At 74.1% G+C, this 19782-nt stretch carries 4 protein-coding genes; all 4 read right to left on the bottom strand.

Annotated elements, in window-relative coordinates; genetic code table 11:
- Window positions 1-15: 15 nt before the first annotated feature.
- The 4 genes from ABII15_RS13960 to ABII15_RS13975 all read right to left on the bottom strand — a co-directional run bounded on the left by ABII15_RS13960 (window position 16) and on the right by ABII15_RS13975 (window position 19756).
- Window positions 16-15588, bottom strand: coding sequence for a type I polyketide synthase (locus ABII15_RS13960; protein ID WP_353942643.1), 15573 nt, complete (start codon window positions 15586-15588; stop codon window positions 16-18).
- 157 nt (window positions 15589-15745) lie between these two features.
- Window positions 15746-16114 (bottom strand): hydroxyisourate hydrolase, encoded by a 369-nt coding sequence (locus ABII15_RS13965; RefSeq protein ID WP_353942644.1) that lies wholly within the window; start codon window positions 16112-16114, stop codon window positions 15746-15748.
- A gap of 205 nt (window positions 16115-16319) precedes the next feature.
- Window positions 16320-16640 (bottom strand): hydroxyisourate hydrolase, encoded by a 321-nt coding sequence (locus ABII15_RS13970; RefSeq protein WP_353942645.1) that lies wholly within the window; start codon window positions 16638-16640, stop codon window positions 16320-16322.
- A gap of 116 nt (window positions 16641-16756) precedes the next feature.
- The gene (locus tag ABII15_RS13975) at window positions 16757-19756 is read right to left on the bottom strand and encodes a BTAD domain-containing putative transcriptional regulator (RefSeq protein ID WP_353942646.1); all 3000 of its coding nucleotides are present in this window, start codon (window positions 19754-19756) and stop codon (window positions 16757-16759) included.
- Window positions 19757-19782: the final 26 nt, after the last annotated feature.

Here is a 19782-nt window from a genome sequence, read left to right on the forward strand (position 1 = left end):
TCGGGTGGGCGGCGTTCACGCGGGCTGCTCGTCGATGAACGCGAAGATCTCTTCGTCGGAGGCGAACAGCTCCTGCTCGTCCGGTTCGGCCGCGGTGGGCTCGGCGGGCGCGGTCGTGCCGCCGCCGAGCTCCGTCAGCGTGCGGCGGAGCAGATCGGCGAGGCCTTCCGTGGGCCCGCCGGTCCCGGCGGCGCCGCGCAGCGCCCGCTCGATCTCCGCGAGCACGGGGTCGGGCGCCTGGGCGGCCGGGGCGCTGGGGGCGAGCTGTTCGTGCACGTGGGCGGCGAGCCGGGCGGGGGTCGGGAAGTCGAAGACGACCGTGGTCGGCAGCCGCAGGCCGGTGGCGCCGGCCAGGCGGTTGCGGAGTTCCACCGCGGTCAGCGAGTCGAATCCCAGGTCGCGGAAGGACAGTTCGGGGTCGATCGCGTCGCCGGAGGACTCGGCGACGACGAGGGCCGCCTGGGCGCGCACCACGTCGAGGACGACGCGCCGCGCCTCGGACTCGGGCAGTCCGTCCAGCCGGGACTTCAGGGTGACCGTCCCGGTGGTCGGCGCGGAGCGGGCCGCGCGCCGCTCCGGACCGCGCACCAGACCGCTCAGGAGCGGCGGTACGGGCCTGCGGAACCTCGCCGGTTCGAGCTTGGCCGGGACGACGGCGGCCAGGGCGGTGTCCATGGCCGCGTCGAAGAGTTCCATCCCTTCGTCGACCGTGAGCGGCGCGTTGCCGTCGCGGGCGATGCGGCGCAGCTCGGTCGCGCCGAGGTGGCCGGTCATCCCGCTGGCCTCGGCCCACAGTCCCCAGGCCAGGGAGACCGCGGGAAGCCCCTTGGCCTGCCGCTGCCCGGCCAGGGCATCGAGGGCGGCGTTGGCGGCGGCGTAGTTGGCCTGCCCCGCGTTGCCGATGACACCGGCGATCGAGGAGAACAACACGAACCGCGCCAGATCCGTACGGGCGGTCAGCTCGTCCAGGACGAGCGCGCCCCCGGTCTTGGGTGCGAGGACCCGGTCGAGGCGTTCGGTCGTCAACTGGCCGATGACACCGTCGTCGAGGACACCGGCGGCATGGACGACGACGGTCAGGGGGTGCGCGGCCGGAATCCGCTCCAGCAGCCCGGCCACCGATCCCCGGTCGGCCACATCACAGGCCTCTACGGTGACGCGCGCGCCCAACTCCGCCAGTTCGGCAGTGAGTTCGGCCATGCCAGGCGCCTGGGAGCCCCGGCGGCCGGCGAGCACCAGATTGCGTACGCCGTGCTCGGCGATCAGGCGGCGCGCGACGAGACGGCCGAGGGTGCCGGTCGCGCCGGTCACCAGCGCCGTGCCCTCGGGGTCCACCTCACGCGGAACCGTCAGGACCACCTTGCCGGTGTGCCGGGCCTGGCTGACGTACCGGAACGCCTCCGGCGCCCGCCGCACGTCCCACGTCGTCACCGGCAGCGGCGCGAGGACGCCCGCCTCGAAGAGGCGCATGACCTCGGCCAGCATGGTCTCGATGTGTGCCGCGTCGAGGCTGGGCAGGTCGAAGGCCTGGTAGGCGACGCCGGGATGGGCGGCGGCGACCTCGCCCGCGTCACGGATGTCGGTCTTGCCCATCTCGATGAACCGACCCCGGTCACCCAGAGCCCGCAGCGAGGCATCCACGAACTCACCCGCGAGCGAGTCCAGGACCACATCCACACCACGACCGCCAGTGGCGTCCAACACCTGCCGCTCGAACTCCAGGTCACGGGAAGACGCGATGTGCGCCTCGTCCAGACCCTGCCCCCGCAGCACCTCCCACTTCCCACGGCTGGCAGTACCGAAGACCTCCGCACCCAAGTGCCGGGCGAGTTGGACCGCCGCCATACCCACACCGCCGGTCGCGGCGTGGATCAGCACCGACTCCCCCGACCGCAGACCCGCCAGCTCCACAAGCCCGTAGTACGCCGTGAGGAACACCGCCGGGACGGCCGCCGCCTGCGCGAAGGACCAGCCGTCCGGCATCCGCACCAGGGTGCGCCGGTCGGCGATCGCCACGGGTCCGTAGGCGTCGGGGATCATGCCCATGACCCGGTCGCCGACAGCGAGTGAGGTGACGCCGGGGCCGACTTCGAGGACCACGCCTGCGGCCTCGCCGCCCAGTCCGGTCAGACCGGGCACCAGGCCGAGGGCGACGACGACATCGCGGAAGTTGAGGCCCGCCGCGCGGATACCCACACGGACCTCGCCCTCGCCGAGCGGCCGCGACACCTCCGGCCGGGCGGCCAGCGTCAGCCCGTCCAGCGTGCCGTCACCACCCGCCTCCAACCGCCAAGCAGCCTCGCCCTCCGGCGCCACGAGCACACCGTCCCGCGCCGCACGCGCCAGGCGCGGAACCCTCAACTCCCCAGCGCGGACAGCGATCTGCGGCTCACCGGAGGCCACGGCCGCGATCAGCGCCTCGGCCGACTCGCCCACCTCGGCATCGAGGTCCACAAGAACGAACCGGCCGGGGTTCTCCGACTGCGCCGAGCGCACCAGGCCCCACACCGCGGCCTGCGCCGGATCGACCGCCTCGGCCGGACCCGTCACCACCGCGTTCCGCGTCACCACCACCAACCGCGCGCCCTCGAAGGCGTCCTCGGCCAGCCAGTCCCGCACCGCGGCCAGCGTCTCGGCGGCCGTCGCGTTCACCGAGCCGCCCCGGGCCACGGCGACCACCGCGACATCGGGGGCCTCGCCGGCGGGGTCGGCGGGCGGGTACGCGGACACCGTCGCGCCGAGTGCGGCGAGCGCGGACGGCAGCGGGTCGAGACCCGCGCCGACCGCCCAACGACCTTCCGCACGGGCCGGGTTGTGCTCCTGCGCCCGCTTCCACTCGACCGCGTACAGATGGCGTTGCGGTACGGCCGTCCGCCCCGGGGTGCCGGTCAGATCGCGCAGCGCGAGCCCGTCCACCGTGGCCACGGGCGCGCCCGTGGTGTCGGCGGCGAGCAGGGCCACCTCCTCCTCTCCGGTGCGCCGCAGCCGCAGTCGCAGCCGGGAGGCGCCGGAGGCGTGCAGCCGCACACCGGTCCAGGCGAACGGCAGCTTGACGCCGTGTCCGCCGTCGGGCCGGGTGAACCAGTCACCGGCGAGCAGTGCGTGCAGGGCGGCGTCCAGCAGCGCCGGGTGCAGGCCGAACTGCTCGGCCTGGGCGTGCGCCGGTTCGGGCAGCGCCGCCTCGGCGAACAGGTCGTCGCCGCGCTGCCACACGGCGGTCAGGCCCCGGAAGACCGGGCCGTAGCCGTAACCGGCCCCGGCCAGCCGCTCGTACAGGTCCGCCACGGGCACCGGGTCGGCGCCGGCCGGCGGCCACACGGTCAGGTCCGTGCCGGACCCGGCCGGCTGCGCGGGTGCGTCGGCGAGGGCGCCGACGGCGTGCCGGGTCCACTCCTGGCCGAGGCCGTCGGCCTGGTCCGGGCAGGAGGAGACGGTGAGCGGGCGGTGGCCGCGCTCGTCGGGCTCGTCGACCCACAGCTGGAGGCGGACCGCCTCGCCCGCGGGCAGGACCAGCGGCTCCTGGAGGGTCAGTTCGGCGACGTCGGCGCAGCCGACCTGGTCCGCGGCGCGCACCGCCATCTCGGCGAAGGCGGTGCCGGGCAGCAGGATCGTTCCGCCGACGGCGTGGTCGGCGAGCCACGGGTGGGTCTTCGTGGACAGGCGGCCGGTGAAGAGCCAGCGGTCGCCGCCCGCGACCGGGACGGCGGCGCCGAGCAGCGTGTGCCCGGTGCCGTCGAGTCCGGCGCCCGTGACGTCGGCGGCCGCCGCGGCGGGCTGCTCCAGCCAGTAGCGCTGGTGCTGGAAGGCGTAGGTCGGCAGCGGGATCCGGCGGCCGCCGGCCGTGGCGTGCACCGCGTTCCAGTCGACCGTGACACCGGCCGCGTACGCCTCCGCGAAGCTGGTCAGGACGCGGGTCCAGCCGCCGTCGCCGCGCCGGAGCGTGGTGAGCACCGCCACGTCGGCGGCGGCGTCCTGCACCGTCTGCGCGACCCCGAAGGTGGCCACGGCGTGCGGGCTGACCTCGATGAACGCGTCGTGTCCCGCGGCCAGCGCGGTGCGCACGGCGGTCTCGAAGCGCACCTGGTGGCGCAGGTTGCGGTACCAGTAGCCGGCGTCGGTGGCCGTGACGAGGGCGGGCTCTCCGGTGACCGTGGAGAACAGCGGGACACGGCCTTGGCGCGGGGTGATCCCGGCGAGGAGGGCGGCGAGTTCGTCCTCGATGCGCTCGACGTGGTGCGAGTGGGAGGCGTAGTCCACCGGGATCCGGCGGGCTCCGACCTCGTCCCGCTCGCAGGCGGCGAGGAAGCCGTCGAGGGCCTCGGCGTCGCCGCTGACGATGACCAGCGAGGGGCCGTTGACCGCGGCGATCTCCAGCTGTCCGTCCCACGCGGCGAGCAGCGGGCGGACGGACTCCTCCGCCAGCGGTACGGAGACCATCCCGCCGAGCCCGGACAGCGCGGTCAGCGCGCGGGCTCTGAGGGCGACGACGGCGGCCGCGTCCTCGAGGCCGAGGACGCCCGCGACGTGCGCGGCGGCGATCTCGCCCTGCGAGTGGCCGATCACGGCGGTCGGCGTGACGCCCGCGGACTCCCAGAGCCGGGCGAGGGCCACCATCATGGCGAACGACACCGGCTGGACGACGTCGACCCGGTCGAGCCGGTTCTCCTCGGGCGCGGCGCGCAGGACCTCGGTCAGGGACCAGTCGACGTGCGGGGCGAGCGCGGCCTCGCAGTCGGCGATCGCCGCCGCGAAGACCGGTGCGGAGTCGAGGAGTTCGGCTCCCATGCCGGCCCACTGCGCGCCCTGGCCGGGGAAGACGAACACCGGGCGGTTGCGGGCGCGGCCGCCGGTGCCCCGGACCACGTGCGGGACCTCCGTACCCTCGGCGATCGCCGTCAGGCCGGCCAGCAGTTCGTCGGCGGTGGAGCCGACGACGACCGCGCGGTGGTCGAAGACGGTCCGGCCCGCCAGGGAGACGGCGGCGTCGGCCGGGTCGGTGCCGGGGAGCGCGGCGGCGAGCCGTGCGGCCTGGGCGGTGAGCGCGGCGGCACCCCGGCCCGAGACGGGCCAGGCGACGGCGGGCAGCGTCCTGTCGACGGGCTCGGCGGGTGTCTCCGCCTCGGTGTCGGGGAGTTGTTCGAGGATGACGTGGGCGTTGGTGCCGCTGATCCCGAAGGACGACACGGCGGCCCGCCGCGGCCGGTCCACGCGCGGCCACTGCCGCGCCTCGCCCAGCGGGGTCACTGTCCCGCCGGACCAGTCGACGTGCGGCGAGAGGCCCTCCATGTGCAGGGTCGCGGGCAGCATCCCCTGGCGCATGGCGACGACCATCTTGATGACGCCCGCGACACCGGCGGCGGCCTGCGTGTGACCGATGTTCGACTTCAACGAGCCCAACAGCAGCGGCTGTTCGGGTGAGTGGCCTGTGCCGTACGTGGCGAGCAGCGCCTCGGCCTCGATCGGATCCCCGAGCGCGGTGCCCGTGCCGTGCGCCTCGACCGCGTCGACCGCGTCCGGCGTCAGCCCGGCACTCGCCAGCGCCTGCCGGATGACCCGCTCCTGGGCCGGACCGTTCGGCGCGGTCAGCCCATTGCTCGCACCGTCCTGGTTGACGGCACTGCCCCGCACCACGGCCAGCACGCGGTGGCCGTTGCGGCGCGCGTCGGACAGCCGCTCCAGGAGCAGCATGCCCGCGCCCTCACCCCAGCCGGTGCCGTCGGCGGTGGCGGAGAAGGGCTTGCACCGGCCGTCGGCGGCGAGACCGTTCTGCCGGCTGAACTCGACGAAGGCACCGGGACGGGACATCAGCGTCACACCACCGGCGAGAGCGAGCGAGCACTCGCCGCGGCGCAGCGCCTGGACCGCGAGGTGCAGCGCGACCAACGACGACGAGCACGCGGTGTCCACCGACAGCGCGGGCCCGTTGAAGCCGAACGTGTAGGCGATGCGCCCCGAGGCCACACTCGTCTGCGTGCCAGTCAGGAGATGCCCGTCCGTGCCGCCGACCGGCTGGTCGAGCCGCGGACCGTAGTCGCTGGCCATCACGCCGACGAAGACACCGGTGTCCGAACCCCGCAGCGCGGCCGGATCGATCCCGGCCCGCTCCACCGTCTCCCAACTCGTCTCCAGCAGCAGCCGCTGCTGCGGATCCATCGCCAACGCCTCACGCGGACTGATCCCGAAGAACCCCGCATCGAACTCATCGGCATCGTGCAGGAACCCGCCCCGCCGCACATACGTCGTCCCCGAACTCTCCGCGCTGAACAGCGCGTCCAGATCCCAGCCACGATTCGTGGGGAACCCGCTGGTCGCGTCGGTGCCGTCCATGACGAGGCGGAACAGGTCTTCCGGCGAGGCGACGCCACCGGGGTAACGGCAGCCCATGGCGACGATCGCGATGGCGTCGTCGTCGGACGCCGGAACCACGGGGGCCTGCGGGGCCGCCGGAGCCTCGGCGGTGTCCTGCGCGCCGGCCAGCTTCTCGTAGAGATGTCCGGCGAGTTGCAGTGGTGTCGGGAAGTCGAAGACGACGGTCGTCGGTAGCCGCAGCTCGGTGACGCCGGCCACGCGGTTACGGAGTTCGACGGAGGTCAGCGAGTCGAAGCCGAGGTCGTTGAAGGGCAGTTCGACGTCGACATCGGTCTCCGGGCCGTACCCGAGCACGGCCGCGACCTGATCGCGCACGGTGTCCACGACGGCCTGCCGGGCGGCTTCCCCGGTGAGGGTCGCCAGGCGGGCGGCCAGGCCGTCCTGCCCGGCGCCGTTCGCGGCGGCCGCGGTCGCCACCCGGCGCTGGGCGCGGACGAGCCCGCGCAGCGGGGCGGCGAGACCCGCGCCCTGGGCACCTCGGGCCCGCAGCGCGGCGAGGTCCCAGTGGGAGGCCACGACGGCGGGCTCGGCACCGCGCAGCGCGGCGTCGAAGAGCGCCAGGCCCTCCTCCGCCTCCAGCGCCACGGTGCCGGCGGCGCCGGCGAGACGGGCCCGGTCGGCCACGGAGAGTCCCGCGGTCATGGCGGACTCGGGGGCCCACAGCCCCCAGGCGATGGAAACCGCGGGAAGCCCCTTGGCCTGCCGCTGCCCGGCCAGGGCATCGAGAGCGGCATTGGCGGCGGCGTAGTTGGCCTGCCCCGCGTTGCCGATGACACCGGCGATCGAGGAGAACAACACGAACCGCGCCAGGTCGGTACGAGCGGTCAACTCGTCCAGGACGAGCGCGCCCCCGGTCTTGGGCGCGAGGACCCGCTCAAGCCGCTCGGTCGTCAACTGCCCGATGACACCGTCGTCGAGGACACCGGCGGCATGGACGACGACGGTCAGGGGGTGCGCGGCCGGGATCCGCTCCAGCAGCCCGGCCACCGACGCGCGGTCGGCCACATCACAGGCCTCTACGGTGACGCGCGCACCCAACTCCTCCAGTTCGGCGGTGAGTTCGGTCATGCCGGGTGCCTGGGAGCCCCGGCGGCCGGCGAGCACCAGATTGCGTACGCCGTGCTCGGTGATCAGGCGGCGCGCGACGAGGCGGCCGAGGGTGCCGGTCGCGCCGGTCACCAGCGCCGTGCCCTCGGGGTCCACCTCACGCGGAACCGTCAGGACCACCTTGCCGGTGTGCCGGGCCTGGCTGACGTACCGGAACGCCTCCGGCGCCCGCCGCACGTCCCACGTCGTGACGGGGAGCAGGGTCAGCGCGTCCTCGGAGAACAGCCGCATGATCTCGGCGAGCATCTCGCCGATCAGGTCGGGACCGGCGTCCGGCAGGTCGAAGGCCTGGTAGGCGACGCCGGGATGGGCGGCGGCGACCTCGTCCGCGTCACGGATGTCGGTCTTGCCCATCTCGATGAACCGGCCCCGGTCACCCAGGGCCCGCAGCGAGGCATCCACGAACTCACCCGCGAGCGAGTCCAGGACCACATCCACGCCCCGCCCACCGGTGGCGTCCAGAACGCGCTGCTCGAACTCCAGGTCACGGGAGGACGCGATGTGCGCCTCGTCCAGACCCTGCCCCCGCAGCACCTCCCACTTCCCACGGCTCGCGGTACCGAAGACCTTCGCGCCCAAGTGCCGGGCGAGTTGGACCGCCGCCATGCCGACACCGCCGGTCGCGGCGTGGATCAGCACCGACTCCCCCGACCGCAGACCCGCCAGCTCCACAAGCCCGTAGTACGCCGTGAGGAAGACCAGCGGCACCGAGGCGGCCTCGGTGAACGACCACTCCTCCGGTATCCGCACCAGGGTGCGCCGGTCGGCGATCGCCACGGGCGCGTAGGCGCCGGTCACCAGGCCCATGACCCGGTCGCCGACGGCGAGCGAGTCGACGCCGGGGCCGACCTCCAGGATTACTCCGGCGGCTTCCCAGCCGAGGCCGGCGAGGCTCTCGACCATGCCGAGGGCGACGACGACATCGCGGAAGTTGAGGCCCGCGGCACGGATGCCCACACGCACCTCGCCCTCGCCGAGCGGGCGCAGGGCCTCCGGCCGGGCGGCGAGCGTCAGCCCGTCCAGCGTGCCGTCACCACCCGCCTCCAACCGCCAAGCAGCCTCGCCCTCCGGCGCGACAAGCACACCGTCCCGAGCGGCACGCGCCAGGCGTGGAACCCTCAACTCCCCAGCGCGGACAGCGATCTGCGGCTCACCGGAGGCCACGGCCGCGGTCAGCGCCCCGGCCGCGTCCCCCGCCTCGACATCAAGGTCCACCAGGACGAGGCGATCCGGGTTCTCCGCCTGCGCCGAGCGCACCAGACCCCACACCGCGGCCTGCGCCGGATCGACCGCCTCGGCCGGACCCGTCACCACCGCGTTCCGCGTCACCACCACCAACCGCACGCCCTCGAAGGCGTCCTCGGCCAGCCAGTCCCGCACCAGGGTGAGGGCGTGGGCCGTGGTGGTCCGTACGTCGCCGCCCGCCGGAACGGTCGCGACCACGTGACCGGGGTGGCCCGCGGTGTGCTCGGCCGTCGCCAGTGCCGTGAGATCGGCGTGGCCGGTGAGTCCGGTGACGGGCGTGCCGACCGTCACCGCCGTGGCGTTGTTCCCCTCGGTGGCCGGGAGCTTCTCCCAGCCGACCCGGTAGAGGTGGGTGGCCGTGTCCGGCGTCTGCGCGAGGAAGGCCGCGGGCACCGCGCGCACGTCGAGCCGGCCCACCGAGAGGACGGGCTGTCCGGCGCCGTCCGCCGCGTCGAGGGTCAGGCCGTCGGGGCCGTCCGGGGTCAGCCGGACGCGCAGTGAGGTGGCGCCGGTCGCGGTCAGGGACACGTTCTGGAAGGTGAACGGCAGCCGCAGCTCGCCGGAACCGGAGCCCGCGACATAGGGGTGGAGGGCCGCGTCGAGCAGTACCGGATGCAGTCCGTAGCCGTCGACGGTGGTGCCGTCGGCGAGCGCGATCTCCGCGAAGAGCGTGTCGTCGCGGCGCCAGACCGCCCGCACGGCGCGGAAGGAGGGGCCGTACTCGTAGCCGGTGTCGGCCAGTGCGTCGTAGGCCGTGTCGAAGGGGACCGCGCTCGCTCCGGCGGGCGGCCAGGCGGTCGCCCAGTCCGCGCCCGCGGCGGGTGCCCGCGAGGCGACGCCGACGGCGCCGGAGGCGTGGCGGACCCAGTCGGCGGTGGCGTCCGTACGGGAGAACACCCGGACGGTACGGGCCGGTTCGGCCCCGGTGACGACGACCTGGATCCGCAGGTCGCCCTCGTCGGGCAGGACGACCGGCGACTCGAAGGTCAGCTCGTCGACGTGGTCGCAGCCGATCTGGTCGGCCACGCCGAGGACCAGGTCGAGCAGCGCGGTGCCGGGCACGATCAGCCGGCCGCCCATCCGGTGGTCGGCCAGCCAGGGCAGGTCGTTCGCCGACAGCCGTCCGGTCGCGACGGCGCCGTCGTCGCCGGCGACGTCGAGGACCGCGCGCAGCATCGGGTGGGCCGTCGGGCGCAGCCCGGCGGAGGAGACGTCGGCCTCCTGGCCGTCGGCGAGCCAGCTGCGCCGCCGGTCGAAGGCGTACGTCGGCAGGGGGACGACGGCCGCGTCGCCGGTCCACGCGGCCCAGTCGACGGGGACGCCGGCCGTGAACGCCTCGGCGAGGCAGCCGAGCAGCGCCTCGTTCTCCGCGCGGTCGCGGCTGTGCAGGGCGGTCACGGTGACGGCCTCGCCGTCGAGGCTCTGCCGGGCCATCGCGGACAGCACAGCGCGCGGGCCGACCTCCACGAACACCGACACCTGGCGCTCGCGCAGCGCGCGCACGGCCGCGTGGAACATCACCGGTCTGCGGATCTGCTCCAGCCAGTAGGCGGGCTCCGCCCAGCCGGCGGTGACGTCGGTGCCGGTCAGGCCCGTGGCGTGGGGGACGCGCGGCTCGTGGAAGGTGAGCGCGGCGAGTTCGTCGGCGAACTCGGCGAGCATCGGTTCCATGAGCGGCGAGTGGAAGGCGTGGCTGACGGTGAGCCGCTTGGTGCGTCTGCCGAGGGCCTGCCAGTGGGCGGCGACGGCGAGGCAGGTGTCCTCGTCGCCGGAGACGACGACGCTCTCCGGTCCGTTGACCGCCGCCACGCCGATCAGGTCCTCCTGGCCGGCGACGGTGGGCAGCACCTCGTCGAGGGACGCGGCGATCGCGACCATGGCGCCGCGGGCCTCCAGGGCCTGCATCAGCCGGCCGCGGGCGGTGACCATGCGGGCCGCGTCGGCCAGCGACCAGACGCCGGCCACGTGGGCGGCGGCGATCTCGCCGACGGAGTGCCCGGCGATCTCGTCCGGGTGGACGCCCAGGGAGCGCAGCAGGGCGAAGGCGGCGACCTGGTAGGCGAAGAGCGCGGGCTGGGTGTAGGAGGTCTCGTCCAGGAGGGCCGCGTCGGCGCTGTCCGGATCGGCCCACATGATCTCGCGCAGCGGCCGTTCCAGGTGGGCGTCGAGGGCGGCGCACACCTCGTCGAACGCCTCGGCGAAGACGGGGAACGCCGCGTACAGCTCCTGTCCCATGCCGGTGCGCTGGCCGCCCTGCCCGGTGAACAGGAAGGCGGTCTGGGCGACGGAGCGGGCCCGGCCGGTGATCACGGGGGCGGTGGCGGCACCGTCGCGGAGCGCCGCGAGTCCGCTGAGCAGGTCGTCCCGGCCGCGGCCGGTGACGACCGCGCGGTGCTGGAACAGCGAGCGGGTCCGGGCCAGCGAGTACGCGACGTCGGCGGGGCGGAGGGTGGCGTCGGCGTCGGTGTACGCGTGCAGACGGGCGGCCTGGGCGCGCAGGGAGGTCTCGTTGTGCGCGCTCAGTACCCAGGGGAGCAGTCGGCCGGTGTCCGGCTCTGCGGGTGTCTCCGGTTCGGTGTCCGGGAGTTGTTCGAGGATGACGTGGGCGTTGGTGCCGCTGATCCCGAAGGACGACACGGCGGCCCGCCGCGGCCGGTCCACCCGCGGCCACTGCTGGGTCTCGGCGACGGGGCAGACGGTGCCCGCGGACCAGTCGACGTGCGGGGAGAGGCCTTCCATGTGCAGGGTCGCGGGCAGCATGCCCTGGCGCATGGCGACGACCATCTTGATGACACCGGCGACACCGGCGGCGGCCTGCGTGTGACCGATGTTCGACTTCAACGAGCCCAACAGCAGCGGCTGTTCGGGGGTGTGGCCCGTGCCGTAGGTGGCGAGCAGCGCCTCGGCCTCGATCGGATCGCCCAGCGCGGTGCCCGTGCCGTGCGCCTCGACCGCGTCGACCGCGTCCGGCGTCAGCCCGGCACTCGCCAGCGCCTGCCGGATGACCCGCTCCTGGGCCGGACCGTTCGGCGCGGTCAACCCGTTGCTCGCACCGTCCTGGTTGACGGCGCTGCCCCGGACCACGGCCAGCACGCGGTGGCCGTGGCGGCGCGCGTCCGACAGCCGCTCCAGGAGCAGCATGCCCGCGCCTTCGGCGAACGCCGTGCCGTCGGCGGTGGCGGAGAAGGGCTTGCACCGGCCGTCGGGGGCGAGGCCGTTCTGCCGGCTGAACTCGACGATGGTGCCGGGGCGGGACATCAGGGTCACACCGCCGGCCAGGGCGAGTGAGCACTCGCCGCGGCGCAGCGCCTGGACCGCGAGGTGCAGCGCGACCAACGACGACGAGCACGCGGTGTCCACGGACAACGCGGGCCCGTTGAAGCCGAGGGTGTAGGCGATGCGGCCGGACGCGACGCTGGTCTGGAAGCCGGTGAGCAGGTGTCCGTCGGTGCCGCCGACGGGCTGGTCGAGGCGCGGACCGTAGTCGCTCGCCATCACGCCGACGAAGACACCGGTGTCCGAACCCCGCAGCGCGGCCGGATCGATCCCGGCCCGCTCCACCGTCTCCCAACTCGTCTCCAGCAGCAGCCGCTGCTGCGGATCCATCGCCAACGCCTCACGCGGACTGATCCCGAAGAACCCCGCATCGAACTCGTCCGCGTCGTGCAGGAACCCGCCCCGCCGCACATACGTCGTCCCCGAACTCTCCGCGCCGAACAGCGCGTCCAGATCCCAGCCACGATTCGTGGGGAACCCGCTGGTCGCGTCGGTGCCGTCCATGACGAGGCGCCACAGCTCCTCGGGCGAGGCGACACCGCCGGGGTAACGGCAGCCCATGGCGACGATCGCGACGGCGTCGTCGTCGGACGCGGGTCCGGCGGCCGGGCGGGCGGTGACGGCGGGCACCGGCGGTGCGGCGGTCCGCAGCCGCTCGTGCAGGTGGTCGGCGAGCCGCTGCGGCGTCGGGTGGTCGAAGACGAGGGTGGTGCCCAGCGGGAGGCCGGTCGCGGCGGAGAGCCGGCCGCGCAGCTCGACGGTGCCGAGCGAGTCGAGGCCGAGTTCCTTGAAGGTGAGGGCGGCGTCGATCCCCTGGCTGTCGGGCTCCCCGAGGATGACGGCGGTGGTGTCGGCGATCAGGCGGAGCAGTTCCCGGGCGGTCCTGACGGCCACCGGCGTGGCCTCCACGGCACCGGCGGACGGCTCCGACTGCCCGGCGAGCCAGTACCGCTCGCGCTGGAAGGCGTACGTCGGCAGGTCCGTGGGGAGCGCCCCGGCGACCTGGCCGAAGGCGGCCCGGCCGACGGCCGCGCCGTGGACGTACGCCTCGGCGAGCGCGGTGCGCAGCCGGTCGGCGCCGCCGTCGCCGCGGCGCAGCGTGCCGACGGCGGCGGCCGTCGCTCCGGCCGCCTCGGCGGACTCCTCGATGCCGGCGCCGAGCACCGGGTGCGGGCTGCACTCGACGAAGGTGCGGCAGCCCAGGTCCAGGGCGGTGCGGGTGGCCCGGTCGAAGAGCACGGTCTGGCGCAGGTTGCGGAACCAGTAGTCGGCGTCGAGGCCCGCGGTGTCCATCGGCTCGCCGGTGACGGTCGAGACGAAGACGGTGCCGGTGGAGACGGGGCGGACGGGGGCGAGCTCGCGCAGGACCTCCTCGCGCAGCTCCTCGACGGCGGCCGAGTGCGACGCGTAGTCGATCGGCAGGATCTTGGTGCGGTGTCCGGCTTCGGTGCAGGCGGTGGCGGCGGCGGTGAGCGACGCGACGGGGCCGGAGACGACCACCGAGGACGGGCCGTTGACGACGGCGACCGACACGTCCGGGGCGTGCGCGGCGAGGATCCCGGTGATCTCGTCGAGGGGCGCGGCGACGGACATCATGCCGCCGCCGCGGCCGCCCAGCCGGACGATGGCCCGCGCCCGCAGCGCGACCACGCGGGCGGCGTCGGCGAGGGACAGGGCGCCGGCGACGGTGGCGGCGGCGATCTCGCCCTGCGAGTGGCCGATGACCGCGTGCGGCTCCAGACCCTGGGAGCGCCACTGCTCGGCGAGGGCGACCATCACGGCCCACAGGACGGGCTGGACGACGTCGAGTCGGTCGAGGCCGGGGGCGCCGGGGCGGCGCCGCACCACGTCGAGCGGGTCGTAGTCGACGTACGGGGCGAGGGCCTCGGCGCACTCGGTGATCCGGGCGGCGAAGACCGGCGACGCGTCGAGCAGGGCGGCGGCCATCTCCGGCCACTCCGAGCCCTGGCCGGGGAAGACGAGGGCGGTGTGCCCGGGTACGGCGACGCCTTCGACGAGGCCCGCTTCGACACGGCCCTCGGCGAGGGCGCGCAGCGCGGCGCGCTGGGTGTCGGGGTCGTCGCCGAGGACGACGGCCCGCCGGTCGAACTCCTCGCGGGTCTCGGCGAGGGACCGCGCGATGTCGGCGGAGGCGATGCCGGGGTGGCCGGCCAGGTGGCGGACGAGGGCCTCGGCCTGGCCGCGCAGGGCCGGTGCCGAGCGGGCGGACAGCACCCAGGGGGCGGTGGCGTCCGCCGGCGGGGCGTCGGCGGGGGCGGTGGCCGGGGCGGTGGCCGGGGCTTCGGCGAGGACGAGGTGGCAGTTGGTGCCGCCCATGCCGAAGGAGCTGACACCGGCCACCAGCCGGTCCTGGGCGCGGGGCCAGTCCTGGGTCTCGACGGCCACCCGCAGGCCGAGTGCGTCGAGGGGGATGTCCGGGTGCGGGGTACGGAAGTTGAGGCTGGGGGCGACCCTGCGGTGGCTGATGCTGAGGACGACCTTGAGGAGTCCGGCGATGCCGGCGGCGCCTTCGAGGTGGCCGATGTTCGTCTTCGCCGAGCCGACGACGAGCCGGGTGCCGTCGCTGCGGCCGGCGCCGAGCGCGGCGCCCAGCGCGGCGGCCTCGACGGGGTCGCCGACGGGGGTGCCGGGGCCGTGCAGTTCGACGTACTGGACGGCTTCAGGGCGCAGTCCGGCGCGCTCGCACGCGGCGCGGATCACTTCCTCCTGCGCGCGGGCGGTCGGCACGGTCAGACCGTCGCCGCCGCCGTCGTTGTTGACGGCGCCGCCGAGGATGACGCTGTGGACGCGGTCGCCGTCCGCGAGTGCGGCGGAGAGCGGTTTGAGGACGACGACGGCGCCGCCCTCGCCGCGGACGTAGCCGTTGGCCCGGTCGTCGAAGGTGTAGCAGCGGCCGTCGGGGGAGAGCGCGCCGAACCGGCCGATGGTGTCGGTGGTCGCGGGCAGCAGGTTGAGGTTGACGCCGGCGGCGAGCGCGACGGCGGTCTCGCCCCGGCGCAGGCTCTCGCAGGCCGTCTGGACGGCGACGAGCGAGGACGACTGGCCGGAGTCGACGGTCAGGCTGGGCCCGCGCAGGCCGAGCGCGTAGGAGACGCGGTTGGCGATGATGCCGCGCTGTGTGCCCGTCAGGGTGTAGGCGGTGGCGGCCTGTTCGCCCTGGCGGTCGTGCAGGGTGGCGTAGTCGCCGTTGATGGCGCCGACGAAGACGCCGGTGTCGCTGTCGCGCAGCCGGGACGGGACGATCCGGGCGTCCTCCAGGGCCTGCCAGGCGAGTTCGAGGACGAGCCGCTGCTGCGGGTCCATGGCGGCCGCCTCGTACGGCGCGATGTCGAAGAACGCCGCGTCGAACGCGTCGACGTCGTCGATGAAGCCCGCTCGCCGGTGACCGGTGGCCGTGCCGGCGGGCCACCGGCTCTCCGGCGCCTCGGTGACCGCCTCGCGGCCCTCGCTGAGCAGCCGCCAGTAGGCGCCGGGGTCGGCTGCCCCGGGGAGCCGGCAGGACATGCCGACGATGGCTATCGGCTCGTCCGCCAGGGACTGGTCCTTGAGGGGGTTCATCGATGCGTCCATTTACAGCGTCACCTCGGGCTCAGCCACGCGAAACGCCACAAAAGGGCGATGTCGCCGCCGTCGTTTCTTCGGAAGTAAGGGAAGAGGGAAGGAGGAATGCCGGAAAGACGGAAGAAGCCGCACACCGCCCCCGTGTGAGGCGGCCGGATCCTTCCGGTCAGTCCCGATGCGCCGCCGAGCCGGCGGTGATGAGCGGAGAACCGCTGTGGGTGGAGTACGAGCAGGGGCTCAGGAACAGCGGTATGTACAGGTCCGAGGAGTCCCCCGCGTACCGCACGGACAGGATGACCTCGGGGTGCGGGGAGTCGGTGCCCTGCTCGCGGAAGTACTCCGCGGTGGCGAAGACGACCCGGTAGACCCCCGGTGGCGGCCGGCGGGGTCCGGACCAGTCGGCTCTCCCCTCACCGTCCGTCCTGGCCCGCGCCACGCAGAACCAGGCACCGTGTTCCTGGGCGCACAGGGAGACAGCCAGCTCCGGTACGGGCCGACCGGTGGTGGAGTCGAACACGCGGACCGAGATACTCATGGCATCTCAGCTTCGCGTGTGTCAGCTCCAGATGATTTCGTTGGTGGGGGCGAAACCGAAGCCGAACATCGAAGCGAAGTAGGAAAGCATGTTGATCTCCTCGTTCTGAGAAACCCGGAAACCGAATGTTCCGGGTCGATGGATCCAGTTCTACGAGGCCCCCTTCTCAACGGCCTAAAAGTTCCCTATCAGGCCGCCGCCGAGGTCAGCCGACGGCGCAGACCGTGTATCCCCGCGGGGTCACCACCACCGGCAGCTCCTGCCGGTCGACGATCTCCTCACCGGAGAAGTCGACGGTGATGTGGCTGTAGAAGGGCCGCTGGCCGAGCGTCGTGAAGTACCGGGCGGTCTCCAGCGTCAGCCGGAACGCCCCGGGCACGTCCCGGGGGTCCACCGCGCAGTCGGAGCGACCGTCCGCGCGGGTGATCCCGTTCCACACCGGCTGCCAGCTGTCCAGGTCGAAGCGTTCGAGCCGGATCGGCAGTCCGTCGACAGGCTGTCCATTGGTCCCGTCCGTGACGGACACGTCGATCTTCACCTTGCACCGGCCTCTTCCCTGGGGTTGCGCGCGCGACGGCCCATGGGGAGGGCCCGGGACCCTACCGTCGCCCGCCTCTCTACCGGGACGCTATCTCCCGGCTATCACCCCACCGCGGCGATGTCGTCGAGCACGCGCAGCGCCCGGTCCCGCCAGTCGACGGCGTCCATCCGCTCGAAGACTTCGAGCGCCGCGGCGAGGTGCTCCCGCGCCCGGGCGTAGTACCGCTGGTCCGCGGTCACCTCACCCAGCGCGAGCCGTATCCGGCCGACGGCCATCCGCTCGTCGGCCCGGTCCGCGATCGCCATCGCGCGCTCCAGCATCTCGATCGCGTCGTCGTGCGCGCCCTGCCGGTGCCGGGCCGTCGCGAGACCCCGCAGGGCGTACGCCTCACCGACCTGGTCACCGGCCGCGCGGATGCTCTCCATCGCCTCGCTGAAGGCGTGTTCGGCCTCGGCGACATCGCCCGTCTCCAGGTGTGTCTCCCCCAGCCGGCACAGGATCTGCGCGCGTATACGAAGGCCGCCGGAGCGCTCCACCGCCGCGAGCGCGGCCTCCAGGGCGAGCTTCGCCTCCTGGAGCTGACCGCGCTCCAGGCGGATCTTCGCCATGTTGTTGAGGACATGCGCCTCGGTGGTCGGGTCGTCGGCGTGTTCGAGCAGCGCCAGCGCCTCCTCGTACCCCGCCATCGCCGCGTCGTGGTGCCCCCGGACCTGCTCGACGAAGGCGAGGTTGCGCCGCGCCAGCGCCTCGCCGTGCGCGTCACCGACCTCCCGGAACAGGTCCCGTGCCACGGTGAGCCGTCCGGCGGCCTCGTCCAGCCGGTACTGGAACATGTGCAGCGAGCCGAGCGAGTACAGCATCGCCGCCCGGCCGCGCCGGTTGCCGTTGCGCTGGGTGACGGCCAGGGCGATCTCGTGGGTGGTGCGCCAGTCGTCGAAGTAGTTCCGGTTCTCGAACATCGCGACCGACGTCAGCGCCAGGTCCCAGCAGAGTTCGTCGAGCCCGGCGGCGGCCGCCTGCCTGACCACCGTGATGAGGCTGCCGCGCTCGGCGTCGAACCAGGCCACCGGGTCGGCGATCTCACGGTCGACGACCCACTGATCCAGGGTGCGCCGCGGGGCGTCGCCGTGGATGGCGTGCTCCCCTCCGTACACCCGGCGGTGGGCCTCCTCGAGGAGGTGCAGCCAGGTGCTGAGGACCCGCCCGAGCACGGCCGCGCGCTGGACGGTGCCCTCCTTCTCGGCCAGGCACTCCTGCGAGTAGACGCGGACCAGGTCGTGCAGGCGGTAGCGGGTGCTGCGGCCGTCGACCAGCTCCACGTCGACGAGTTGCGCGTCGACCAGGAGTTCCAGGGTGTCCTCGGCCGTCGCCATGTCGAGGTCGAGCAGCGGTGCCGCGACCCACGACGAGAAGTCCGTGGCCTCCAGCATGGAGAGTCTGCGGAAGAGGACCTGCGCCTCGGCGGGCAGCCCCTGATAGGCGAGGGCGAAGCTGGCCCGGACGCCGACCCCGCCGTGCGTCAGCTCGTTGAGCCGGCGCCGCTCGTCGTGCAGGCGGGCCACCATGTGGCCGATGGTCCAGTGCTGCCGGGCGGCCAGCCGGGCGGCCACCACCCGCAGCGCCAGGGCGAGGCCGCCGCACAGCTCGATCAGTTCGAGGGCGTGCGGCAGATCGGCCTGGATCCGCTCGGCACCGAGGATGCGGGAGAGCAGCTGGAGCGCCTGCTCGGTGGTGAAGACGTTCATCTGGACGGCGTGGGTGCCCTCCAGGCCGGTGAGCCGGGACCGGCTGGTCACCAGGACCGGGCAGGAGCAGGTGCCCGGCAGCAGCCAGCGCACCTGCGCCTCGTCGATCGCGTCGTCGAGGACGATGAGCACGCGCCGGCCGGCGATGAGGTGGCGGAAGAGCTCCGCGCGTTCCTCGACGCTGTCCGGGATGCCGGTGCCGGGCACGCCCAGGCCGCGCAGGAACCGTTCGAGGATCTGGGCGGGCGGTACCGGCTGGGCGGACGGACCCCGCAGTTTCGCGAACAGCTGCCCGTCGGGGTAGTGGTCCGCCAGCAGGTGCCCCAGGTGCACGGCGAGCGTGGTCTTGCCGACGCCGCCCTTGCCGGTGACCGAGACGATCCGCAGCCCGTACGAGTCGCTCGCGTCGCTCTCCAGGACACCGCGGAGGGCGGCGACCATGGCGTCGCGGCCGGTGAAGTCGGCGATGGCGCCCGGCAGCAGGCGGGGCACCCCGGACGGCTCGGCGGCGGCAGCGGGGACGGGGACCGGCGCCGGGGCGGGCACCGGAGCGGGCGCCGGGGCGGGCACGGAGAGCTGTACGGGTGCCTGGGGCGGCGGGCACGCGCCGTCCGGCTCGCCGCAGAGGATCGCCTCCTCCAGCCGGCGCAGCTGCTCGCCCGGCTCGATGCCGAGTTCGTCGATCAGGACCTGGCGTCCGGCGCGGTACACCTCCAGCGCCTCGGCCTGCCGTCCCGAGCGGTACAGGGCCGTCATCAGCTGGGCGCGCAGGTGCTCGCGCAGCGGGTTCTGCATGACCAGGTCGATCAGATGCTCGACGAGCTGCTGGTGCTGGCCCAGCGCGAGCTGGACGTCGACCCACTGCTCGGCCACCGCGAGGCGCTGTTCGTTCAGCCGGGCGGCCGGGGCCTGGAGCGCGGTGCGCGCCCCGCCGCTGTCTACGTGCATGTCGCCCCGCCACAGCGCCAGGGCGCCGGCGAAGGCGGTGTCGGCCTCCGCGTACCGCCCGGCCTCGGCGGCGGCCCGACCGGCCAGCGTGAGGCGGTCGAAGACGCGCAGGTCGAGGTCGTCGTCACCGACCTGGGCGGCATAGCCGGGAGGGCGGGTGTGGATGACGTCTTCGAGGCCCACCTTCGCCAGGTTGGCCCGCACCATCGAGATACAGATCTGTACCTGACCGCGCGCGGTGGACGGCGGGGCGTCGCCCCACACGGCGTCCACGAGCCGCTCGGTCGGAACGATGCGGTTCGCCTCCATCAGCAGCAGCCCCAGCATGACGCGCTGACGCTCGGCAGTGATGAGCACGGAGCCTTCCGGACCGACAACCTCCAGCGGTCCGAGCATGCGGAATCGCATGCCCCCTCCCCCCCATGGAAACGGCA

The organism is Streptomyces sp. HUAS MG91 (assembly GCF_040529335.1).
Lineage (GTDB): Bacteria > Actinomycetota > Actinomycetes > Streptomycetales > Streptomycetaceae > Streptomyces > Streptomyces tabacisoli.